This window comes from Microcoleus sp. K4-B3 (assembly GCF_036704615.1).
Lineage (GTDB): Bacteria > Cyanobacteriota > Cyanobacteriia > Cyanobacteriales > Microcoleaceae > Microcoleus.
Genome location: NZ_JAUBSF010000056.1, coordinates 1 through 21,235, shown reverse-complemented (window position 1 = coordinate 21,235; position 21,235 = coordinate 1). Strand labels below are relative to the sequence as shown.

The 21,235-nt window shown below is 46.7% G+C and carries 13 protein-coding genes; 4 read left to right on the top strand and 9 right to left on the bottom strand.

Features of this window, described 5'->3' with window-relative positions:
* Positions 1-74 precede the first annotated feature (74 nt).
* From QUA78_RS21340 to rpoB, 3 genes are all read right to left on the bottom strand, one after another.
* Positions 75-1,949 carry a DNA-directed RNA polymerase subunit gamma gene (locus QUA78_RS21340; protein WP_172186462.1) on the bottom strand — a complete coding sequence of 625 codons (1,875 nt, stop codon included), beginning with the start codon at positions 1,947-1,949 and terminating at the stop codon, positions 75-77.
* An 84-nt stretch (positions 1,950-2,033) separates the two neighbouring features.
* Positions 2,034-3,122 carry an HNH endonuclease gene (locus tag QUA78_RS21335; RefSeq protein WP_333301444.1) on the bottom strand — a complete coding sequence of 363 codons (1,089 nt, stop codon included), beginning with the start codon at positions 3,120-3,122 and terminating at the stop codon, positions 2,034-2,036.
* A 140-nt stretch (positions 3,123-3,262) separates the two neighbouring features.
* Entirely contained in the window at positions 3,263-6,649 is a 3,387-nt protein-coding gene (rpoB, locus tag QUA78_RS21330) for a DNA-directed RNA polymerase subunit beta (protein WP_333189347.1), read from the bottom strand.
* 102 nt (positions 6,650-6,751) lie between these two features.
* Between rpoB and QUA78_RS21325 the strand changes: the two genes are divergently transcribed.
* Positions 6,752-6,895: a hypothetical protein gene (locus QUA78_RS21325; RefSeq protein ID WP_333301443.1), complete on the top strand. Its 144-nt coding sequence runs from the start codon at positions 6,752-6,754 to the stop codon at positions 6,893-6,895.
* Between the two features lie 356 nt (positions 6,896-7,251).
* On the opposite strand, the gene QUA78_RS21320 is transcribed toward QUA78_RS21325, so the two are convergent.
* Together QUA78_RS21320 and rpsT are read right to left on the bottom strand one after the other, a co-directional pair.
* Entirely contained in the window at positions 7,252-8,031 is a 780-nt protein-coding gene (locus tag QUA78_RS21320) for a TatD family hydrolase (protein ID WP_333189346.1), read from the bottom strand.
* Between the two features lie 273 nt (positions 8,032-8,304).
* Entirely contained in the window at positions 8,305-8,607 is a 303-nt protein-coding gene (rpsT, locus tag QUA78_RS21315) for a 30S ribosomal protein S20 (protein WP_172186467.1), read from the bottom strand.
* 890 nt (positions 8,608-9,497) lie between these two features.
* Here rpsT and hisD point away from each other — a divergent pair.
* Together hisD and QUA78_RS21305 are read left to right on the top strand one after the other, a co-directional pair.
* Positions 9,498-10,811 carry a histidinol dehydrogenase gene (gene hisD / locus QUA78_RS21310; RefSeq protein WP_333301442.1) on the top strand — a complete coding sequence of 438 codons (1,314 nt, stop codon included), beginning with the start codon at positions 9,498-9,500 and terminating at the stop codon, positions 10,809-10,811.
* 342 nt (positions 10,812-11,153) lie between these two features.
* Entirely contained in the window at positions 11,154-11,582 is a 429-nt protein-coding gene (locus QUA78_RS21305) for a universal stress protein (RefSeq protein WP_333301441.1), read from the top strand.
* Between the two features lie 41 nt (positions 11,583-11,623).
* Here QUA78_RS21305 and QUA78_RS21300 read toward each other — a convergent pair whose 3' ends face one another.
* Both QUA78_RS21300 and QUA78_RS21295 read right to left on the bottom strand, forming a co-directional pair.
* Positions 11,624-12,898, bottom strand: a complete 1,275-nt coding sequence (locus QUA78_RS21300; protein ID WP_333301440.1) for a carbamoylphosphate synthase large subunit — start codon at positions 12,896-12,898, stop codon at positions 11,624-11,626.
* 301 nt (positions 12,899-13,199) lie between these two features.
* The gene (locus tag QUA78_RS21295) at positions 13,200-14,096 is read right to left on the bottom strand and encodes an isoaspartyl peptidase/L-asparaginase family protein (protein ID WP_333301439.1); all 897 of its coding nucleotides are present in this window, start codon (positions 14,094-14,096) and stop codon (positions 13,200-13,202) included.
* A 389-nt stretch (positions 14,097-14,485) separates the two neighbouring features.
* Between QUA78_RS21295 and QUA78_RS21290 the strand changes: the two genes are divergently transcribed.
* Positions 14,486-14,671 carry a hypothetical protein gene (locus QUA78_RS21290; RefSeq protein ID WP_333301454.1) on the top strand — a complete coding sequence of 62 codons (186 nt, stop codon included), beginning with the start codon at positions 14,486-14,488 and terminating at the stop codon, positions 14,669-14,671.
* Here the strand turns inward: QUA78_RS21290 and QUA78_RS21285 are convergent.
* Positions 14,668-14,931 (bottom strand): hypothetical protein, encoded by a 264-nt coding sequence (locus QUA78_RS21285; protein ID WP_333301438.1) that lies wholly within the window; start codon positions 14,929-14,931, stop codon positions 14,668-14,670. The two genes, QUA78_RS21290 and QUA78_RS21285, sit on opposite strands and share 4 nt — an antisense overlap.
* Complete coding sequence (locus QUA78_RS21280) at positions 14,912-21,043, bottom strand: AAA family ATPase (protein WP_333301437.1); 6,132 nt, start codon at positions 21,041-21,043, stop codon at positions 14,912-14,914. Before QUA78_RS21280 ends, QUA78_RS21285 begins: the two co-directional genes overlap by 20 nt.
* Positions 21,044-21,235: the final 192 nt, after the last annotated feature.

Sequence of the window (21,235 nt, the reverse complement as noted above, 5' to 3'; positions counted from 1 at the left end):
TTGTCAGTTATTACCGATTACCCATTACCCATTACCCATTACCCATTACCTCTTACCAATTCCCCTCCCAATTTCTAATTGTTAATTACCGATTCGATGGTTTGGTGATAGATAATCCTGCCCGGAGTAGTGCGAATGAACTGATTGATCACCTTGCCCTCTCCGTCTTCCCGAACCCGGCGGAACTTGTATTCTTTCGTCACTATACCGTCGGTCGAGCGTTCCACCTTTAGCGGTTCTCCCTCGGGTTCTGTGTTTTCTATGGCGCCTTGAAACCTCACCCAGACGTATGAGTGCAAGTCAACGACTCCTTGTTCGTAAGCTACAACCGCGTCGGTGAGGTTGGAGAAATAGTGACCTGCTCCTTTTTGAGCATCAGGATTTTCGGCTGTCAAGTAATAGCAACCGAGCACCATATCTTGAGAAGGAGTAACGATCGGTCTTCCGGTTGCCGGCGACATAATGTTGTTAGAAGCCAGCATCAGCAAGCGCGCTTCCGCCTGAGATTCCAGAGACAAAGGCACGTGCACGGCCATTTGGTCGCCGTCAAAGTCAGCGTTAAAAGCCGGACAGACTAGCGGGTGAAGCTGAATTGCCCTCCCGTCCACCAAAATCGGCTCAAAGGCTTGAATCCCCAAACGGTGCAGCGTCGGCGCCCGGTTCAGCATCACCGGGTGTCCTTCAATTACCTCCTGAAGCACGTCCCAAACACTGGGATCGTTGCGCTGGATCAGTTTTTTGGCAGCTTTGATGTTGTTGACCAATCCTTGGCGGATCAGGCGGTGGATGACGAAAGGCTGGAAAAGTTCGATCGCCATTTCCCTCGGCAAACCGCACTGATGAATTTTCAGTTTCGGCCCCACCACAATCACCGAACGCCCGGAGTAATCAACCCGTTTCCCCAGCAAGTTTTGCCGGAAGCGGCCTTGTTTCCCTTCAATGATGTCCGACAGCGACTTCAGCGGGCGGTTGTTTGCGCCCACCACCGTCCGCCCCCGGCGACCGTTGTCAATCAGCGCATCCACAGCTTCTTGAAGCATCCGCTTTTCGTTGCGGATGATAATCTCCGGCGCGAGAATTTCTTGCAGTCTCGCCAAGCGGTTATTGCGGTTGATGACTCTCCGATATAGGTCGTTGAGGTCACTGGTTGCAAAACGCCCGCCGTCTAGCTGCACCATCGGCCGCAAGTCCGGGGGAATCACCGGAATCACATTGAGCACCATCCAATCGGGATGAGAACCCGTAGCAATGAAGTTGTCAATCACTCGCAAGCGTTTAATCAACTTCGCCCGTTTTTGACCTTTAGCATTAGCAATATCTTCCCGCAGCTTTTCCGCTTCAGTTTCTAGCGGAATGTTTTGCAGCAAAACTTGCAAAGCTTCAGCACCAATCCCTACTTCTACACCTGTGAGTGTGGAATCTTCGCTGTAAAGTTCGTCTTCTATTTCCAGCCAAGCATCTTCCGTGAGCAATTGCTTGTATTGCAGCTTCTCTGCATTACCTGCATTGAGGACAACGTAGGCATTGAAATAGACGATTTGTTCGACATCTCGCAGGGGCATATCTAACAGAATTGCCATGTAACTCGGGATGCCTTTGAGATACCAAACGTGAGCTACTGGAGCTGCTAATTTGATAAATCCCATCCGGTGACGGCGGACCCGAGATTCAGTGACTTCAACACCGCATCTTTCGCAAACAATGCCTCTATGGCGAACTCGTTTGTACTTCCCACAATGACATTCCCAATCTTTTGCAGGCCCAAAAATGCGCTCGCAAAACAAGCCATCCATTTCAGGTTTCAAAGTCCTATAATTTATTGTTTCGGGCTTCGTCACTTCTCCAGTTATCTGACCGTTGGGTAAAGTTCTCTCTCCCCACTGTCGAATTCTTTCTGGTGAAGCTAACCCGATCTTGACGTAATCAAAGCGTTGTTCTATTTTAGCCATTCTTGACTCCAATTGATAATTTACAGGAGATTATTTGTGGTGGTTTATCTTTTTTCTGTGTTTTTTTTACGGCTTAAATCAATCTTATACTCCTTTATATGTGATATTGTTTTTAATATCATAGATGACACTTGAGGAGACTCTTAAGTCATCAGCTATTTTAGAGATAGATTCTCTATCTCTAATCCTTTTTCGTACCTCAAGAGCTTGCTCGAAAGTCAATTTCCGGTCGAGATATCCACCCATGCGAGGAACTGGAACCTCTTGGTCTTCTTCCTTCCAAGTGACGTGATACTTAATATCATGTATGGTTTTGCGACCCACACCATATTCCTGAGCTACATCCTTCACTCTCTCTCCTGCGGCTAGTTTTTGCCGAATTTCTCGCACCTTTTCCCAGTCTAATTTTGCCTGGGAAAGGGGATGACTTTTGCCTTGAGTGCGTCCTTTCTTAGAAGCATCTAATGAATTTTGAGTGCGAGTACCACCCCAAAGGTGTTCTGGATTAATACAACTGGGATTGTCGCAGGTATGACAAGCATCTATCGAAGTAGGAATTTCACATCCTAATTTCTCAGCTAAAACAGCACGAGTAACTGATTTCGATTTCCCATTTTTCCAGTATCGGCCATAGCCTTGACCGTCCTTTGAGCCTTGGAAAATGATGCAGCCGCTGTCTTGAATTTCTCCTAAAAAACAGGGCGAAACTGTAGTGTAGTTATCGGGAATATTTGTCTGAAGTATCTTAGTAATAGTTTCATGTTGTACTCCATACTCTTTTGCTAGGTGGTTCTTGATGGTTCCAGATAAATATTTAGTCTGAATTTCCCGTAGTTGTGCGATCGACAATATGCCAATACCGGGAATACTTTTGCGTCTGGGAGTTTTGCGATCGCGCCCAATCATCTGCCCGGTATTCTCAGCAGCAGTACCTACTACCAGATGTGCCGGGTTGATGCAGCTTCGATTGTCGCAGGTATGGCAAGCAAAATAACCGGAATCGAGGAATCCTGCTATTTTTGATTCGAGGACTAATCGGTGGACTAATACCGTTTTGCCATTGAGCCACTTGCGCCCGTAACCGTTGCCAAACTTGCCCCCTTGCCAGTTAATACAGCCAGTCTTAAGGTCAAATTCTCCTTCAATTCCCGGTACAACTGTTACAATAGTCACGTCAGCGTCTCTCCTCTTAAGAGCGTTGATTCGCCTCAGCAGTGTTCGTACCACTGCTGAGGCATTTTAATTTGAGATTGTCGATTAAAGATTTTAGATTGAATGCTGTCAAAAAAGCTTGAATCTAAAATCTTTAATGCCTAATCCTCGTCCAGTTCGTCGCGAGAAAGGGATTCGTAAGTAGGCCGGGAGGGCGATCGCTTGCCCCCAGCATCCGCCATCAAATCCACCTCAACGTGCTCGCTGCCCTCGTCGGACGTATTCACCTTGTGCACGGCAATATCCAAACACAAAGACTGCAACTCCCGCATCAGCACCTTGAAAGATTCCGGCGTACCGGGGCGCGGAATAGCTTTGCCTTTAACAATGGCATTCAGCGCTTCATTCCGCCCCTGCATATCGTCCGACTTGACAGTCAGCAACTCTTGCAAAGTATAAGCTGCGCCGAACGCTTCCAGAGCCCAGACTTCCATTTCTCCGAACCGCTGACCCCCCTGCTGCGCTTTGCCGCCCAAAGGCTGCTGCGTTACCAGGGAGTAAGGGCCTGTGCTGCGGGCGTGGATCTTATCGTCTACCAAGTGGACCAGCTTCAGCATATAGGCGATGCCGACTGTGATGGGGCGATCGAACGGTTCCCCTGTTCTGCCATCGTAGACAATAGTCTTGCCGGGGTGCTTTTCGTTAAACACCCAAGGCTTGCCGGTTTTTTCGCGCGCCTCCTGCAGCTTGCCGTGTACGGTTTCCCGCGACTTTTCAGCGCCGTGCATTTCATCAAAAGGCACCATCTTGAACCGCATCGACAGATTTTCGCCGGCCCATCCTAGCAAGCACTCAAAAATCTGACCTACGTTCATCCGCGACGGTACGCCCAAGGGATTGAGCACTATATCAACGGGAGTCCCGTCTGGTAAGTATGGCATATCCTCCATCGGCAGAATCCGGGACACAATACCCTTATTTCCGTGGCGGCCGGCCATTTTGTCGCCGACTTGAATCTTCCGCTTTTGAGCTACGTAGACGCGGACGACCATGTTGGCGCCGGGAGGCAGTTCGTCGCCCTGTTCGCGGGTAAACACCCGCACGTCCACCACGCGACCTTTTTCGCCGTTAGGGACGCGGAGGGAATTGTCGCGCACGTCGCGGGCTTTTTCGCCGAAGATTGCCCTCAGCAGTTTTTCTTCCGGCGGTTGGTCGGATTCGCCCTTGGGGGTGACTTTGCCGACTAGGATGTCGCTGGCTTCTACCCAGGCACCTTTGCGGATAATGCCCTGTTCGTCTAGCTGGCGCAGCGCGTCTTCGCCGACATTAGGAATTTCGCGGGTGATTTCTTCGGGGCCGAGTTTGGTTTGGCGGGCTTCGATTTCGTATTTTTCAATGTGGATCGATGTGTAGACATCTTCATACACCAAACGCTCGCTAATTAGCATGGCGTCTTCGTAGTTGTAGCCTTCCCAAGGCATATAAGCTACGAGGATGTTGTGGCCAAGAGCGAGTTCTGCCCCTTCAGTGGAGGAACCGTCGGCGAGAACTTGACCGGCAACTACTCGATCGCCCTCATAAATCAGCGGACGCTGGTTTAAACAAGTATCTTGGTTAGAGCGCTGATATTTTTGCAGTTCGTGTTCGATGCAGCCAGCATATTTTTGCTTCCAAACCGAGGGCTGTTTGACTTTGAGATCGTCGTATTCCCGAATCAGGAAATGTTCTTCGCTGGAATTCGATTCGGCATCCACAGCTAGGGGTTTGACAATAATCCGGGTGGCGTCGATGTAAATTACCTCACCGTTAATCCGGGAAACCACAACCATCCCGGAATCTCGGGCTGCCTGAGCTTCCAAGCCCGTACCGACTAGGGGCCGTTCTGGTTTCAGTAGCGGCACAGCTTGCCGCTGCATATTCGATCCCATCAGAGCTCGGTTGGCGTCGTCGTGTTCCAGGAACGGAATCAGCGATGTCGCTACGGAGACGATTTGCACGGGCGAAATCGCCATGTAGTCCACCTGCATCGGAGTGGTGGTAGTAAATTCTTGGCGGTAGCGGACGGCTACGGTTTCGCCCAAGAGGTTGTTGTTTTCGTCGAGGCTGATGTCTCCGGGGGCGACGCGCAAATCGTCTTCTTCATCGGCTGTCATGTAAACGGGGGCTTTGTCGCGCAGCACCTGTCCTTTTTCTACTGGATAGAAAGGAGTTTCGATGAACCCGTAGGAGTTGACGCGGGCGTGGGTTGCCAAGGAACCGATCAGACCGGCGTTGGGGCCTTCTGGTGTTTCGATCGGGCAAATCCGACCGTAGTGGGACGGGTGAATGTCCCGCACCGCAAACCCGGCGCGTTCCCGAGTCAGACCTCCAGGACCCAAAGCGGAAAGCCGGCGTTTGTGCGTCAGTTCTGCCAGAGGGTTGGTTTGATCCATGAACTGGGATAGCTGGGAGGAACCGAAGAATTCCTTGATTGCTGCTACCAGAGGTTTCGGGTTGACCAGAGAAGCGGGGCTGAGGGAGTCGGCATCCGAGACGGTCATTCTTTCGCGGATAATCCGTTCTAAGCGGTTGAGACCGACGCGCACTTGGTTTTGCAGCAGTTCTCCGACACTGCGGACGCGGCGGTTGCCTAAGTGGTCGATGTCGTCTGTCGAACCGATGTCGAATTCGAGGTTGATTAAGTAGTCGATCGCCGTCAAGATATCTTGCGATGTCAGCACCCGCATCGTATCCGGGACTGTCAAGCGCAGTTTTTTGTTGAGTTTGTAGCGGCCGACTCTCCCCAAATCGTAGCGTTTGGGGTCGAAGAAGCGGGAGTTGAGGAGCTGTTCGCCGCCCGCTACGGTGGGGGGTTCGCCTGGACGGAGTTTGCGGTAGAGCTCCATCAAAGCTTCTTCTTCGCCAAATTGTCCTTCTTTCTCGATCGTTTTTTGGAAGTATTCCGGGTGCCGCAGGGAGTCGTAGATTTCGCCGTCGGTGAGTCCGAGGGCTTTGAGCAGCACCTGGGCTGAGAGTTTGCGGGTTTTGTCGATTCTGACCCAGACTAAATCGTTTTTATCTGTTTCAAATTTCAGCCACGCACCTCGGTTGGGGATAAGCGAGGCGTTATACGAACGGCGACCGTTTTTGTCGGTTTCTGATTTGTAGTACACCCCGGGCGATCGCACGATTTGGTTGACAATCACCCGTTCGGCGCCGTTGATAATGAAAGTGCCGCGCTCGGTCATCAAGGGCAAATCGCCGATGAAGACTTCTTGTTCTTTGATTTCCCCTGTTTCTTTGTTAATCAGGCGGGTGGGTACGTACATTTGCACCGAGTAGGTGCTGTCCCTGCGCTTGGCTTCGTCCACGTCGTATTTTGGGCGCTTGAGTTTGAAGTCTTTGCCCATGAAGTGGAGTTCCAGCTTGCCCGTGTAGTCTGTAATCGGGGAGAAGCTGTCGAGTTCTTCGATCAGTCCGGCTTCTAGGAACCAGCGGAAACTTGCCCGCTGGATTTCGATCAGATCGGGCAAGGTGAAGGCGAATTCTGTGTAATCTTTAGTGGTCATGGGTGTCCTTTTTCCGCAGTGGCTCTAGCTTTTTACATGGCGCCAAGGCTGGGCTTTTTTACCTTGTTGCGTTTTTTTGAGGGATTGTGTGAGAGAATTTATATGATGTTTTCGATCGCCTGCCAACTGCTGCAACGGTTATTATTGCTGGTGGCTCGCAGTATTTTTGTGCGGATTTTAGTTTCGATCGAGATGCTTTTAGCTCCGATCTCGTGGTATCCCGGGGTGAATTCCCTACACTTTTGACTCCTAAAATTGACTTGACAGCTATTGCCAAATTGCTGAGGTTCCAAGTTTCTTCTGATGTGTAAGTTTGAGTGTGTAAGTTTGAGGTATTGCGTGAAGTTTTGGCCGCTCCCGAAGGTTAGCGTACTCGCGTTGTGTTGGCATTTCCGGGGCGACATCGCAGTCGTGGATAGTAAGCCAACGCCCGATCGGTCGGTTCTTTTTATTATAGGACGCAAATCCGATCGCAGCAGGCAACGCCAAAAGAATCTCCAATAAAGGATGAATCCGGTTTTTCTGGCAGGATATAAATGGGATTCTCTCTATCGCTGGCCCCTAAATCGACCTGTTTTCCTCGTTTCTCTGTTCTTCTATAGCTAAACTGAAAAACCGAATAGCTGACACGCATTTTCGGTTGTCTGCTGGGACAAAGTTAAGAGAGAAACTCCTCTCAATTTAGCAACTTGCTCGGCTACGTAGTAGACGTAGGCTGGTTCGTTGCGTTTTCCCCGCTGGGGTACGGGGGCGAGAAAAGGGCAATCTGTCTCGACTAGGATGCGATCGCTATTTACCATACAAGCTGATTCTTGTATTTGCAAGGCTTTTTTAAAGGTGACTGTGCCGCTAAAACTGATGTAGAAACCCAGGTCTAAAAACCACTGGGTTTCTTCGGGTGTGCCTCCCCAGCAGTGCATCACCCCGCGCACTGGCCCGCGAGTCTGCCAAAAGTTCCTCAGCATTTGGGCCATTGGGGCGGCGGCGTCGCGACAGTGGATAATGACTGGTTTGTCAAGTTGCTGGGCGATTTCAAGCTGTGCCTCAAACACTTTAAACTGGTGTTCTCGATCGTCAGCTTTATAAAAGTCCAGTCCGGTTTCGCCGATCGCCACTACCCTAGAGTCCGAACTTGCTAATTCCCTAATCTGGCTCGCAGTCTCGTCTTTCCACTTGTCGGCATCTAGGGGGTGGAGTCCCACCGCAAAGGAGACTTCGGCAAACTGATTGGCGATTGCTTGAATTCCGGCAAACTCTTCTGGCTCTACACAAGAATGAACCAGCCGAACTACACCAGCTTCGCGCCAGCGTTCTCGAATGGCTTCTAACTCAGATTTGTAGGTTTCAAAGTTGATATGAACGTGAGTGTCGATGAGCTGCATGGGGGAAGCAGATTAGAGGTGATACGGGAGAGTCCTGGTGGGTGAGGTATGAGGGCGAGAGGGCGAGAGTGGGGGAGTGGGAGACTGGAAGCAAGTGGGAGACTGGGAGAGGGGGAGACTGGGAAAAATCTTTCCTCTTCCTTTTTCCCTCAGTATCCATCCGTTAAATCGCATACACCATCCGTTGCCGAACTTCACGCTTGACTTCTTCCCTCAAAATCGATTAAATCCGTTAAATCCCGTACACAATCCGTTGCCGAACTTCCTTCTGTCTTAAGATGCTACCGAGGATGCTTCGTGCGGCTTGAGGGTTCTTGCCAAGCGGGACTTTTTGCGAGCGCCGTTGTTGCGGTGGAGTACACCTTTTTTGACAGCTTTGTCGATTTTGCTGTATGCCTCAGACATTCGCTGCTGGACTTCTTGCATTAATTCCGGGCTCGGAGCTGCGGCGTACTTGTCAACTGTCGCAAAATACTTTTTCATCAAAGTTTTGACCGCTGACTTGTAAGATTTGTTGTACAAGCGGTTGCGTTCGGCGATTTTGACTCGTTTGACGGCGGACTTAATATTAGCCATAGTTCAGTTGCTGGAAGTAGGTATTCATTGATACACCCTAGTCTCAAGACAGTCTCAAGACACGGGGATTTTGAAGGACAACCTTTTCGGGATCGATCCGCAAAAAGCTTGATTTTAAAAGGCTGAGTCAGACAGCCACTCTCCATTCGCTCAGATAGATTTGAGTCTGTGGGTATTTTTTGGCGATCGCCCGCGCAATAATTTTTTATTGACTCATTTAACTGCCTGCTTTTTACCCCTGACGATACCCAAAGGTATGACACTGGTGTTACGAAGGCGTTTTGCGGTGTTTCCACCGTCACGAGTTAAAGTCATGGTTTCTTGCGCGCAATTTTCAAGTATACAATAATTTGGCGTTTTTTTATAAAAAAATTATCAGGTGTTGGAAAAACTAATATAGCATCTATTCTGCAAAGAATGTGATTCCCTGAAAAATCCAAGTTAAGCTATAACAAAGAGTACGGGTTATTTGGGGTTCGGCAAGAAGCACTTACCGAAGGTAGAAGGCAGAAGGTAGAAGGTACAAGGTAGCCGGAGCAGAAGGTAGAAGGTAGAAGGTAGAAGGCAGAATCAAAATTCTCCCGCTTGCACACTCTCCCCCTCACTCACTCTCGGGCTCGGACACTCTCCCCCTCTGGGATCGAACCCTCTCCCTCCGCACCCGGTTTTATGGCGCACAATTCCTCAGAAAGGTTGTGACTTGTCCTCAGTGTTGCAAAATCCTCGACAGAGATTTAAACGCTCCACTGAAGCCTTTGCAAATGCCGCGAGTCTCGCGGTTTAAGCTTGTGGACTGGTGGTGACCTACTTCTGCAGGAAATCGAGCGCCACAAAAATCCCCAATTGTCAAGCAAATGTTAGTGAATTTATAGACGGCATTCCTAATCTCCATGCTGCGAATCATTACTCAGTGGGTTGAGGCACAAGCTGAACTGCGACGAATCTGCGATCGCACCCATGACGAACTTGTTGTTCACAAAGAAGCCACCGTGCGGGAGGTGCTGCAAGCTGTAAGGCGCAGAGGCGATCAGGCTGTGCTGCACTACACTGCTGAATTTGACCGCATGACCCTAAATGTGGAAGATTTACGGGTGAGCGGCGCCGAATTGGATGCTGCTTACCAGCAGGTGTCGAAAGAATTATTAAATGCAATCCGGCTGGCTTGCAAACAGGTAGAGGCGTTTCACCGACAGCGCGTCCCAAAGTCTTGGGTGCAGTTTGGTGATGACGAGATTGTTTTGGGCAAACGCTACACCCCGGTCGATCGAGCGGGAATTTACATTCCTGGCGGTCAGGCGTCCTATCCGAGCTCGGTGATCATGAATGCGGTTCCTGCGAAGGTCGCCAAGGTGCCGAGACTGGTGATGTGTACTCCCCCCGGACAGGAGAAGAAAATGAATCCTGCGGTGCTGGTAGCGGCTCAGGAAGCGGGAGTTGATGAGATTTATCGGGTAGGCGGGGCGCAGGCGATCGCGGCTTTGGCCTACGGTACGGAAACTATTCCGAAGGTGGATTTAATTACTGGGCCCGGGAATATTTACGTCACCCTGGCTAAAAAACTGGTTTACGGGACTGTGGGGATCGATTCTCTGGCAGGCCCGTCGGAAGTGTTGATTATTGCTGATGGTTCGGCGAATCCTGTGCACGTGGCTGCGGATATGTTGGCTCAAGCTGAGCACGATTCGATGGCGTCGGCAATTTTGCTGACGGCGGATTCGGTGCTGGCTAGGAAGGTGGTGGCTGAGGTAGACAGACAGTTGGCAAATCACCCGCGCCGAACTTTAACAGAAAAGGCGATCGTCAACTATGGTTTAGTCGTGGTAGTTGACTCGCTCAAAGCGGCAGCGGAACTCTCTAACGAGTTTGCCCCCGAACACTTGGAATTGCAAGTTGCAGATCCTTGGGCTTTGCTCGACCAAATTCGCCACGCTGGGGCGATTTTCTTGGGCTGCTCGACGCCGGAAGCTGTAGGTGATTATTTGGCGGGCCCGAATCACACTTTGCCGACTTCTGGGGCTCCGCGCTATGCGTCGCCGCTGGGTGTCGAAACTTTTATGAAGCATTCGAGTTTGATTCAATATTCGCCTGCTGCACTTAAGAAGGTGAGTAGGGCGATTAATGTTTTGGCCGAAGCTGAGGGGCTTCCTTCTCATGCTGATTCGGTGCGGCTGCGGACTGACAATGAGGGAAAGAGTGATTTTTAGATGGTAGATTTGAGATTGGCGAGCGAGATTTAAGTAGATGAGCCGGAAAATACATAAGTAGTCAAAAACGAGTGAAACGCAGTCAAACGAAGCAATTCGCTGGCGATTACGGTAGCTTTACATTCTGTGACAAGCGGCAAAGTTTATGTGCACCTACCTACTTACGGACTGCGGGTTTAAGAAACCCGGTTTCTTCAAGTATCTGGCTTGAATGACGCAATTATGTTAAGAAACCGGGTTTGTGCGTAGGTAATGATGATGTTGGTGGGAAGCGCGAAATTGTGGAAAGTAGGCGACAATCAAGGAGAAATTTAAAGTCTACTATCTGAGATTTAAAGGTGCATGGTATTGAATACTATTTTGGTAGCGATCGACAAGTCAGAGTTTGCAGAACAGGTTTTGCAAGCTGTGGGGCAATTTCGGCTAGAACCGACGGCAAAGGTGATTCTAGTTCATGTTGTGAGTTCTGGTACGTCGGATTTTGACGCGGTGGTCGATAGACCTCACGGTCAGGGAGATGAGATTGCTTACCGAGAGGTGGAGAAGTTACTGCAATCTTATCAGGAAAAGTTGCCTTGCCAGAGCGATTTGGAAATTGTGTCCGGGGAGCCAGCAGAGGAAATTTTGCGTTTGGCTAATATTTATAAAGCGGATTTAATTGCGATCGGCTGTCGGGGTTTGACTGGTTTAAAGCGAATTTTGGAGGGTTCAGTGAGTGCTGAGGTTGTGGCTGAGGCTCATTGTTCGGTGTTGGTGGTGCGGGCGAGATGAGCGGGAAAACCCCATAACCGCTGCAATGGGTAGAGTAGATATTAACCCAATTGCTGCAATCCCTTACTGTGCAAATTCTGCTCGATGTGCTGCATTTCCTTCATATCCTCACCCGCAACTATCCCGTAAATTTCCGTGTAGATTTTCCCGTATTTAACCTTCTCTAAAGCTGACAAGATTATCAAGTCCTTGCGATCGAGTTCGGGTTTCAGGGTGACAAGAATCGATTCCAATGTCCCGTCCATTCGGCAGTCACTGGAATATTTAGCCACCTCCTTTCCTAGCCCCAGTAAGGTATGGCGCTGCACACAAAGCGGAGTCGAGCCATTAACTCGGAAATTGGCATCGATCGCATACAACAGTCCCTCAGAGTCTTCCAGCACGTCGAAGCCAATAACGCCGAAATAACCCTGTTGGTGAGCATATTTACCAATAGCGGCAATCATCTCAAAAAACCTACTCATGTCGGTTTCGCGGTAGTGAATCAGTCCCCCTAAATAGCTGCCCTCTGGGGTAACAAGTTGGCTCGTAGTGCCGATGAGCCTGATATTTCCTGTTTTGCTTACATAGAACTGCACGCAATAGTTCTGCACTTCATTCTTGACGAATTCCGAGACAATAATCGTATCCAGCAACTTAATATCGAGATATTTCCTCACTTCCTGCAAGCAGTAGTTCAGATCGCTGGCGCTTTTGATAATATAAGTGCCTTCTCCAGAAAGTCCGTGGGATGTTTTAATCAAGTAGGGGAATTGCTCTGGTAACTGAATGCTTTCGAGATTGACTTCGTGCAGATTGTAGCTTTGGTATTTCGGACATTGCACGCCTAATTCTGCTAGCGTTGCTTTGCTGAGCAAGTGGTAGTGGATGTCGGGATGGACGGCGTGTTTTTCGGGTTTGAGATTGTCGAAGGGAAATAGAGTGAGGAGTTTGTCAAAGCGATCGCTTACGCTGAGCTCTTCGAGATAAGTTGAGCAGTCTATCATCTCCATACTGCTGTAGCTGAAGCCAAAATGCTCCCGCCAATAGTCAATCAGGGAGTTCGGCGGCGAATTAATCACAATCCCTGGGATAGCATCGCCTAACACAGCCAGATTTTTCCAAGGTTCCTTCTGGCCAATCTTGTCGAAAGAAGTTTTGGTGGCTTCACTGCTGCCGTCTTGAATAAAGTATTTTTTCCTGTTGGGGTAAGCAGCCCAACTCGCAGTTGCAGGGTAATTTAGGATGAACGCATAACGTGCATCTGTGATGTCTGGAGCAAACAAATCGGAAAGAGAATTACCCTGAAAGTAAGAAAAATCGTATGTTGAGTTCATAATAAACATCCAAGTCGAGTTTGAATTGAAATGTTTTCCCGGCCACTAAGTACCTCGACATAATTAAAAGTAGGGTGGGCAATGCCCGCCCTACAAATTGAAAAAGTGTTTATCTATGTCCAGCTACTTAATACCTAGGAAACAAGATATAGCCTTTCTCAGTAACATGAGGTGCTCTCGATAAGCGGGCATAGGGCATAGGGCATAGGGCATAGGGCATACCTCACCAAGATTGAGAACTGCTATATTAGTTGCGGAATTTTAACTATCTCCAACTAGAGAGAATGCAACCTCAATAATTTCAGCGATGGACGAGTTGTTTTTTCTTAGTAAACACAGCCACCTTGTTCATTTCTGAGGTTCTGTAAGCACAAGCCATGTCCGTTGAATTATTATGCGCCCAGCCAACCCGCCCTTGAGGGTCTATGATGACGCACCCAGCTTCTCCTGCCACCTTAGATGCCAGAGTCTCAATTGCCATCTGTGCTGCTTCGTCTGGGTGTTTGCCGGACGCTAGAATGTCGATCGCCGTCTTAGCCAGAACAAGTGGCATAATCGACTCGCCATCGCCTGTGGTCGAGCAAGCGCCCTGTTCATTTTCAGCAAACAAGCCTGAGCCAATAATGGCGCTGTCGCCGACGCGACCGGCGGGCTTATTCATAGTGCCGCCTGTTGAGGTACCGGCAACTAAAATGCCATTACTATCCAAAGCTACATAACCAACGGTATTGGGGCGGTCAATAACTTCTTTTTCCTCCTCCCACTCTTGCTGTTGCTCATCCGCGATTAAGTCTTCTTTTGCAGACATCTCGGCTCCATTTTCTGCTGCAAAATGTTCTGCGTGATCCGCTACTAAGAACATGGGTTTTTTATCCATAATCTTTCGCGCCACAGAGATGGGATGGCACACGCCTTGAACATTTGCGATCGCTCCCCAAGCTAATGAACCGCCTTCCATCATCGCTGCGTCTAGCTCTACTTCTCCCTTACTGTTGAGAACCGATCCAAAGCCTGCGTTAAATGTCTGGTCAGCTTCCAGAACCCGGATAGCTGCCTCAACAGCTTCTGCTGCTGTGCCCCCGCTTGTGAGTACTGCCCAACCAGCTTCTGCTGCTGCGGTACAGCCTGCATTGTTGGCTGCAACCTTGTCTTCTGATATGGTTTTTGCTCCACCGTGAACAATAATACTCAATACCATAAATTTCCTTTTTTTTATCTTAAAATCTACTTAAAAATTTATTACATTAATCGATTTTTAAGTAGTTTTTTCTGCCTCATAGTTTTATAGATTAGCTGTGTTTAATTTGGGCTTCTTCTATCTTCCGAGATAATTATTTTTGTCGAGCTTTGTGTTCCTTCAGACCTAGCTATTCACGAATTATTAATAGACATCTGACCAAAGTTATGTCAATAGTGTGAGACAATTTGGCTTCGAGTTAGTTAATGAATTTGAAATATTTAGGCAGTAAAGAGGGGGTAAAACTTAAGGCGATGCACTACACCTTAACAGGCAAAATCGGTAAACGTGAAGAATGAGACTTTGAGAGAAAATAAGTGCGATCGGGCTTCACATCACTCTGAGCCTTTATGCTTACCCACCAAAAACTCCCGCAGCCGCCACAAACTAGCCGTTTGCCCCAAATTCAGTGGCAGCAGCCACACTCCCTCCAACCGAGACTGCACCCAACCGTCGCCCCAATACCACTCGTGAAAAATGAAAATGATCTCCCCCTCAAAGAATCTAGCGATCGAGTTTGGGACTTTTATGATTAATCTAAATTGTGTGGCCGGTCTTTGATTTTTGTGCGATTTCTTAAAGTAGACTGACAGCGTTCCCAATAAATTTTAGCGACGGCATCGCCCGGATTCTGACGCCAACACTCGGCAAACAGCCGCCCCGCTTTAGCTAACTTCCCTTCCGAGTAAATTTCCAAAGCTTCGGCAAACAATTCCAGCGTAGCTAACTTGCCCTGTTTAATTTCTGGCGGGTCAACATCAAACACCTCATCCAGGTCACATAGCTGCCATGCCATCAATCATAGCTGACTGAATAATTGTATAAGCCTCTACCCAAGCTTTTTCAGTTTTAGGTGTCCACTCTAAACCCATCTGCGCCTTCAGGGCTTGAATGAGTGCATTGGCCACAACAGGATAATGTTCTACTGAAACGCCATATTTGGCATGAGTTGCACCTAATCCTTTAGCAAAAACATTAATTAACTTAGGTTTCCGTAAATTTTCAATAATTATTTCTAAGCTTTGCCAAAGCTTTTCTTTTTGCTGTCCCATGTTTGTATTCATAAAAAGACTTTTAATCTGAGAAGAACTATCAAAAAGTATTTCATAAAAGTTACTTACAAATTCATCAGATCGAGGTTTAACTAAGGCTAAAGTTCTCTCTAATAGCTCGATATTTAAAGTGATAGTTTTTTGTTCACACCAGTCCAAATAAATTTGGGCAACTTGATCGGAAGGGCAGAAGCTTAAACATTGAACAAAAAATTCTGTAGCTTCGATAAATTTTTGTTGTCGGTATAAGCTCAAACCTCGATCAAATAAATTTTTTGTTGTTAATTTACCTCGCTTTGTTTCAGGAATATCGGCCTCAAAAACTTCATAAATTGTAGATAAGTTTACTTTTCCCTTAACACTAACTTGAGCAATCATCCGCATAGCATAGTTGCTAGGATTAGCTAATTTGTTAAAAGTCTGCTCTGTAATCAGTAAAGCAACACCATAAGTTTTTGTTAATCCTTCCACACGAGAAGCTAAATTCACCGCATCACTAATTACCGTCGTATCCATGCGATTTTGCCCGCCCACAGTCCCTAACATTAAATTCCCAGTATTAATGCCAATGCCAATCTTAATCGGGGCATAACCAGAATTAACCCGCTCTTGATTGTATACTTGAAGTTGATGCAGCATGGCAATACTAGCGTTTACTGCATTATCAGCATTACCGCTAAATAGCGCCATAATTGCATCACCAATATATTTATCAATAAAGCCATTATTTTCAATAATCGCCGATTCCATCCGAGATAAATAAGCATTAATAAACTGAAAATTTTCCTCCGGCGTCATACTTTCCGAAAGGGTAGTGAAGTCGCGAATGTCGGAAAATAGCACCGACATTTCTAACTGCACTTGGTCGCCAAATTCGACATCGACAATGCTGGACTTCTCTAAAAACTGGAGGAATTGATTGGGGACGAAGCGCTCGTAAGCTTTGTTGAGTTGGAACAGTTCATTGGTAAACCTTATTCGCTCTGTTTCGGCTTTTTTGCGCTCCGTGATATCTTGAAAGGCTACAATTGCATAAGAAATATCGTCCTTTTCATCATAGATTGGTGTACCCCAAGCCTCGATCGGAATAATCTTGTTGCCTTGGTGGATTTCCATATCATCAGCGGTGGCATTTTCGCCCCTCAACGCCCGCACACCAGGCAATTCAGCAGAGGGATATTCCTGCTCTGTTCCCGCTTGATAGACTTGATAAACCTCTGGTATTTGCTCGCTGGTGACGTTAGGAATCACTCCTTTACCCAATAATTGAATAGCAGCGCGATTACTATAGTAAGGTTGGCCCGAAGCATCCAGCACTGTCACCCCTACTGGAATAGCTTCTAAAAATTGAGCGAGCCTGTTCTCATTTTCGCGGACTTCTGTATAAAGTTTAGAATTTTGAATCGAAATAGCCACTTGTCCAGATAAAACTTTTAATAATTCCACTCTTTCTGGGGTAAAAGCTCCGGCTGTCAGATTGTTTTCTAGGTAAACAATACTGACAATTTGAGATTGGTTAATCAGCGGCACACATAAAATTGATTTGGGCTGATGCTTTTGGATGTAGGGGTCGTTGGTAAATTGTCCTTTTCGGAAAGCCTCATCCAATACCACGCTTTCTTTAGTGCGGGCTACATAATTGACAATCGCTTTGGAAAGTTCTTGACAGGTTTCAACGGAGATTGACTGCAACACGGTGACTTGTTCGGAATTTATTGTCCCTTGAGCTTCAATTAACAGTTGTCCCTGGCTGGACAAAATCAGATATCCTCGTTGTGCCCCTGCATTTTCCATCAAAATTTTCATCAAGCTAGACAGTAGCTTATCTAGCATAATTTGTCCAGAAATTGCCTGAGAAGCTTTCATCACCGTGGTGATATCTAGATTACTAACCGAACCAATAGCCGTCACAGATGCGGTAGTTTTAGTTTTTTTTATTCCCGATTGAATTGCCTTCAATAACTGGCCATATCGCGTTTCTAAATCTGTTACCTTAGCAGTGGCTCCCCATTGGATATAACAATAATACGCCTCAATCATGTACATTTTGGCAAATTTTTCTTTGCCCCATTCTAGATAAAATTTGGCTGCTAGTTCGTTAGCAAGGGCTTCTTCATTAATGTATTTATTTTCTTTAGCTCCATCAATTGCGCGATCGTACAATTCCATTGCTTCGGTATTTTGCCCCAAAACTCGCGCTGTTTCCGCTGCTACCAAGTCGTATTTGTGTTGATAATTCATCGGAGCATGAACGGCCCATTTTTTCATTTTTTTTTGGTTTTGTAGAATTTTTTTTAGATATTGCTTTTGCTCCCCTCTGTCAGCTTGGGGATACAAAGCGAGGATACTGAGAGACAAGTAAAAATTATTCACGGAAACTACATAAAGTCCGGATGCGGCTTCTGCATATTTGTCAAATAACCTTGAATTTTCCCAGGCTTGCGCGTAGTTTCCGAAGATAAAATTAAGCATATTTTTGGCATTGTAAACCAAACAAACTACCATAAAGCTTTTAGCTTCTATTAAAATTTGGAGGGTTGTGAATTCATTGAAACTCTCCCCAACTAAATTGCATGGTTCGACAGTTTGACCAGACAAATTGAGGGCTGTCTGTCTCTCTACACTTATATACTGTACAGCCATTTCTAGTTGAGATTGCTGCATTAATTTCACATACTCACCAGTCTCCTGTTCAACCAGATCGAGACGATCTCCCATCCACAGTTTATAAGTACAGTATATATTAATAGAATAAGCCGCATATTCCAACTCTCCAGTTTCCATCCCGGTTTTTAAACCTTCCTTGATATCGCCTAATCCTGACTTGAGATCTGTTTTCCATTGTTGAATAAAAGAACCAAAGACTGCATAAACTCTACTTTTGATTGAACGGGATGGAAATTTGTCTAACAGCCTAATTGCCAGTTGACCGAATTGGTATGCCAAACTAATGTCCCCTAGCCTGCACAGAATTACGCCATAATAAACGTAGGCAATACTTGCATAAGGCGAATTGCCATATTTAATGCACAGCTTGACCATCATAAATGTAAGCAGTGGTACCAGTTGGGGTTTAGCCTGAATAGCAGTGCTGAGAATCCCTGATAAAATCCGCATGGCTGCTTGTTTGTCGGGTTCGGTCATTTCTGACAAGTTAGCTAAATCCTCAATTCGTTTCAATCCCAATCTCAGCTTTGTATTAATCAGTCCCACCACAATATTTAGCGCTTTGGGGTTTTGAGGAAAAGAAATGCCTAAGAGTTTCAGCACTTCCAGTCCTGTATTTAGTGCTTCTACAAGTCTATTTTGAGCATTGTAAGACTGGATTTGAAGTTGATAAACATTCACTTTTTCCAGTAGAGTTTTAGCTTTTTGCTGTACGATATCGACCTGTTTGTTTGAATCTTCATAGTTAATGTTTAAATATTCAGATTCGGCTGTTGACTCGTAAATTGCTAACGTTAATTCATACTGACTTTGCCAACAATCCGCTGGCAATAATTCCATACCAACCCGCAAATACCTAACAGCAGATTCATAAGCAGCAGCAGCTTTTGCCTTGCGTCCAGCAGTTAAATTTAATTGTGCCAACTGAGTTTTTTCTGACTGTTGGCTAATCCTGTCAATTCCGACATTCAACTGATTGACAAGATCAAATATTTTTTCTTCTAGCTTTTCGGGTGGAGTATTCTGTAACAGTAATTGACCTATTTTTAAATGGGTAGATTGCTTTTGGTTTTCTGGAATTAGCGAATATGCCGCTTGCTGAACGCGATCGTGCAGAAACTTATAAGTTGGATTAGCAACAGACCCAGGAGGGAATTGAGCATCTGTTTGAAGGAAGCATTTATAGCCTTCCGTAATGGGTAAAAGGAGTCCTTCTTGCAATGCTATCCAGAGTGATGATGCAGTTTGTTCTGGTAATTCTTCGCTGACTACTGCCAATGTCTCTAAATCAAACTGCGCCCCAATGCAAGCAGCCAGTTTTAGAACATCCTGAGTTTCGGCAGGCAACTTCTGCAATTGCACCGCCATAAACTCCACCACATCCGAGGCGTGGGTAAGTCTAGCTTGAGCAATATCGCACTGCCACCCCCCTTTACTTCCCCCCTTACTAAGGGGGGATACAGGGGGGTCAAAAATAATTTGACCATCTTCATGTAACGCCTTGAGGAATTGAGTCGAGAAAAAGGGATTACCTTTGGTTTTTTGATAAACCAATTCTGTCAGGGGCCCGGCTAAAGATAAATCGCAAATCAGTGTATCTGCTACCAACTGATTGAGATCTGCTAAACTCAACGGTTGCAGGGTAATCGTATTCACCACTGCTCCAGACTTCACAATCTCATCCACCGTCAGCATAAACGGATGAGCAGCGGACACCTCATTATCTCGATAAGCACCCAATACTAACAGATGCCCCGTATCCTGCATTAACAGTTGTAATAACTTCAAAGATGTCCCATCCGCCCACTGCAAATCGTCCAAAAACATCACTAAGGGATGTTCTGCAGTAGTAAATACTTGCACAAATTTCTGCATCAGCAGATTAAAGCGATTTTGTGCTGCACTCCCCGACAGTTCTAGTGCAGCCGGTTGAGCGCCAATGATGCGTTCTAACTCAGGAATCACCTCAATCAGCACTTGCCCACTCTCGCCTACTGCTATCAGAATCTTGGTTTTCCAGGTTTGTAACTGAGCATCTGATTCTGATAATAACTGCCCCATCAATTCCCGAAATGCTTGCACAAAAGCACTGAAGGGAATATTTCGCCCAAATTGGTCGTATTTGCCTTTAATAAAATAGCCCCTAACTCGGGCGATCGGCTTGTGGACTTCGTTCACCACTGCGGTTTTACCAATCCCAGAAAAGCCAGCTACCAGCATCATTTCGGCGCTACCTGTACTGACTCGTTCAAAGGCTGATAATAGATTAAAAACTTCATTTTCCCTGCCGTATAACTTTTCGGGAATCAGGAAACGGTCGGTAATATCCCGTGTTCCCAAGGCAAACTCCTCAATATTACCTGTTGCTTGCAATTGAAAAAGACAAGTTTCTAAATCCTGCTTGATTCCCAAGGCAGTTTGATAGCGGTTTTCGGCATTTTTTGCCATTAGTTTACTGACAATTTGCGATACAATTAGGGGAATTACTGGCTCGATTTCGTGCGGTGGAACTGGCTGTCTGGCAATGTGGCAGTGAACTAGCTCTAAAGCGTCTTCTGTCTCAAAAGGCAATTTTCCTGTCAGCAATTCGTAGAAGGTGACGCCGAGCGAGTAAAAATCAGCTCGATAATCGAGAGAGCGATTCATTCTGCCGGTTTGTTCTGGTGAGATGTAAGCAAGGGTTCCTTCCAGAATGCCGGGGTTTTTCAGGGTTGGTGTTTCTCGGCTTAGCTGAGTGGAAATGCCAAAGTCGATAATTTTTAATTGTTCCGTTTCCGGGTTGTAAACAATATTAGAAGGATTAATCTGTTTGTGGATAATATTGGCGGTGTGAATTTGCCCTAATGCTTCTGTGGTGGCGAGCGCAATTTGCAAAAATTCCTCCAGAGTAAACTTTCGCTGCTGCATCCAAATTGTCAAGGATTCGCCGCCAAAGTCCTCTACAAAAATCACGAGACTGTTTTGGTATTTTTGCAAGTCATAGACTCGCACGACTCCCGCCTCTTTCAGCTCTTGGGTGATGCGGTATTCGGTGCGGTAGCGCACCAATTCTTGAGGTGTGGGGTAGCTTTCTTTGAGGAGTTTGAGGATAATCGGCTGGTTATCTGCTTCCCGAATCGCCCGGTAAACCAGAGAGTTGACACTTTCGTAAAGAACCGCCACAACCGCAACGCCTGGAATCGAGAGCATATTGATTTTTATGGTAAAAATTAACGCGCAGTCAAAACGCACCAGCTTTCTGTAGAAGATAGCACGTTAGAAAGGCAAAAATTTTGTTTTTGTAACAAATGTTTAGTTTTTCGGGTAAGCTGTTTCGCATTTAAATTGTGATAATAGCATTTCCTTTGTTTTTAAGTTTCCGTCCCCATTTGATAACCAATT

What these genes read in the sequence shown, in the direction of transcription:
- QUA78_RS21300 (WP_333301440.1), bottom strand. Translation starts at nt 12,898, where the DNA reads ATGAACTCAACATACGATTTTTCTTACTTTCAGGGTAATTCTCTTTCC.
- QUA78_RS21305 (WP_333301441.1), top strand. Translation starts at nt 11,154, where the DNA reads ATGGTATTGAATACTATTTTGGTAGCGATCGACAAGTCAGAGTTTGCA.
- QUA78_RS21285 (WP_333301438.1), bottom strand. Translation starts at nt 14,931, where the DNA reads ATGGCATGGCAGCTATGTGACCTGGATGAGGTGTTTGATGTTGACCCG.
- QUA78_RS21320 (WP_333189346.1), bottom strand. Translation starts at nt 8,031, where the DNA reads ATGCAGCTCATCGACACTCACGTTCATATCAACTTTGAAACCTACAAA.
- QUA78_RS21325 (WP_333301443.1), top strand. Translation starts at nt 6,752, where the DNA reads ATGATGTTTTCGATCGCCTGCCAACTGCTGCAACGGTTATTATTGCTG.
- rpoB (WP_333189347.1), bottom strand. Translation starts at nt 6,649, where the DNA reads ATGACCACTAAAGATTACACAGAATTCGCCTTCACCTTGCCCGATCTG.
- rpsT (WP_172186467.1), bottom strand. Translation starts at nt 8,607, where the DNA reads ATGGCTAATATTAAGTCCGCCGTCAAACGAGTCAAAATCGCCGAACGC.
- QUA78_RS21295 (WP_333301439.1), bottom strand. Translation starts at nt 14,096, where the DNA reads ATGGTATTGAGTATTATTGTTCACGGTGGAGCAAAAACCATATCAGAA.
- QUA78_RS21280 (WP_333301437.1), bottom strand. Translation starts at nt 21,043, where the DNA reads ATGCTCTCGATTCCAGGCGTTGCGGTTGTGGCGGTTCTTTACGAAAGT.
- QUA78_RS21290 (WP_333301454.1), top strand. Translation starts at nt 14,486, where the DNA reads ATGCTTACCCACCAAAAACTCCCGCAGCCGCCACAAACTAGCCGTTTG.
- hisD (WP_333301442.1), top strand. Translation starts at nt 9,498, where the DNA reads ATGCTGCGAATCATTACTCAGTGGGTTGAGGCACAAGCTGAACTGCGA.
- QUA78_RS21340 (WP_172186462.1), bottom strand. Translation starts at nt 1,949, where the DNA reads ATGGCTAAAATAGAACAACGCTTTGATTACGTCAAGATCGGGTTAGCT.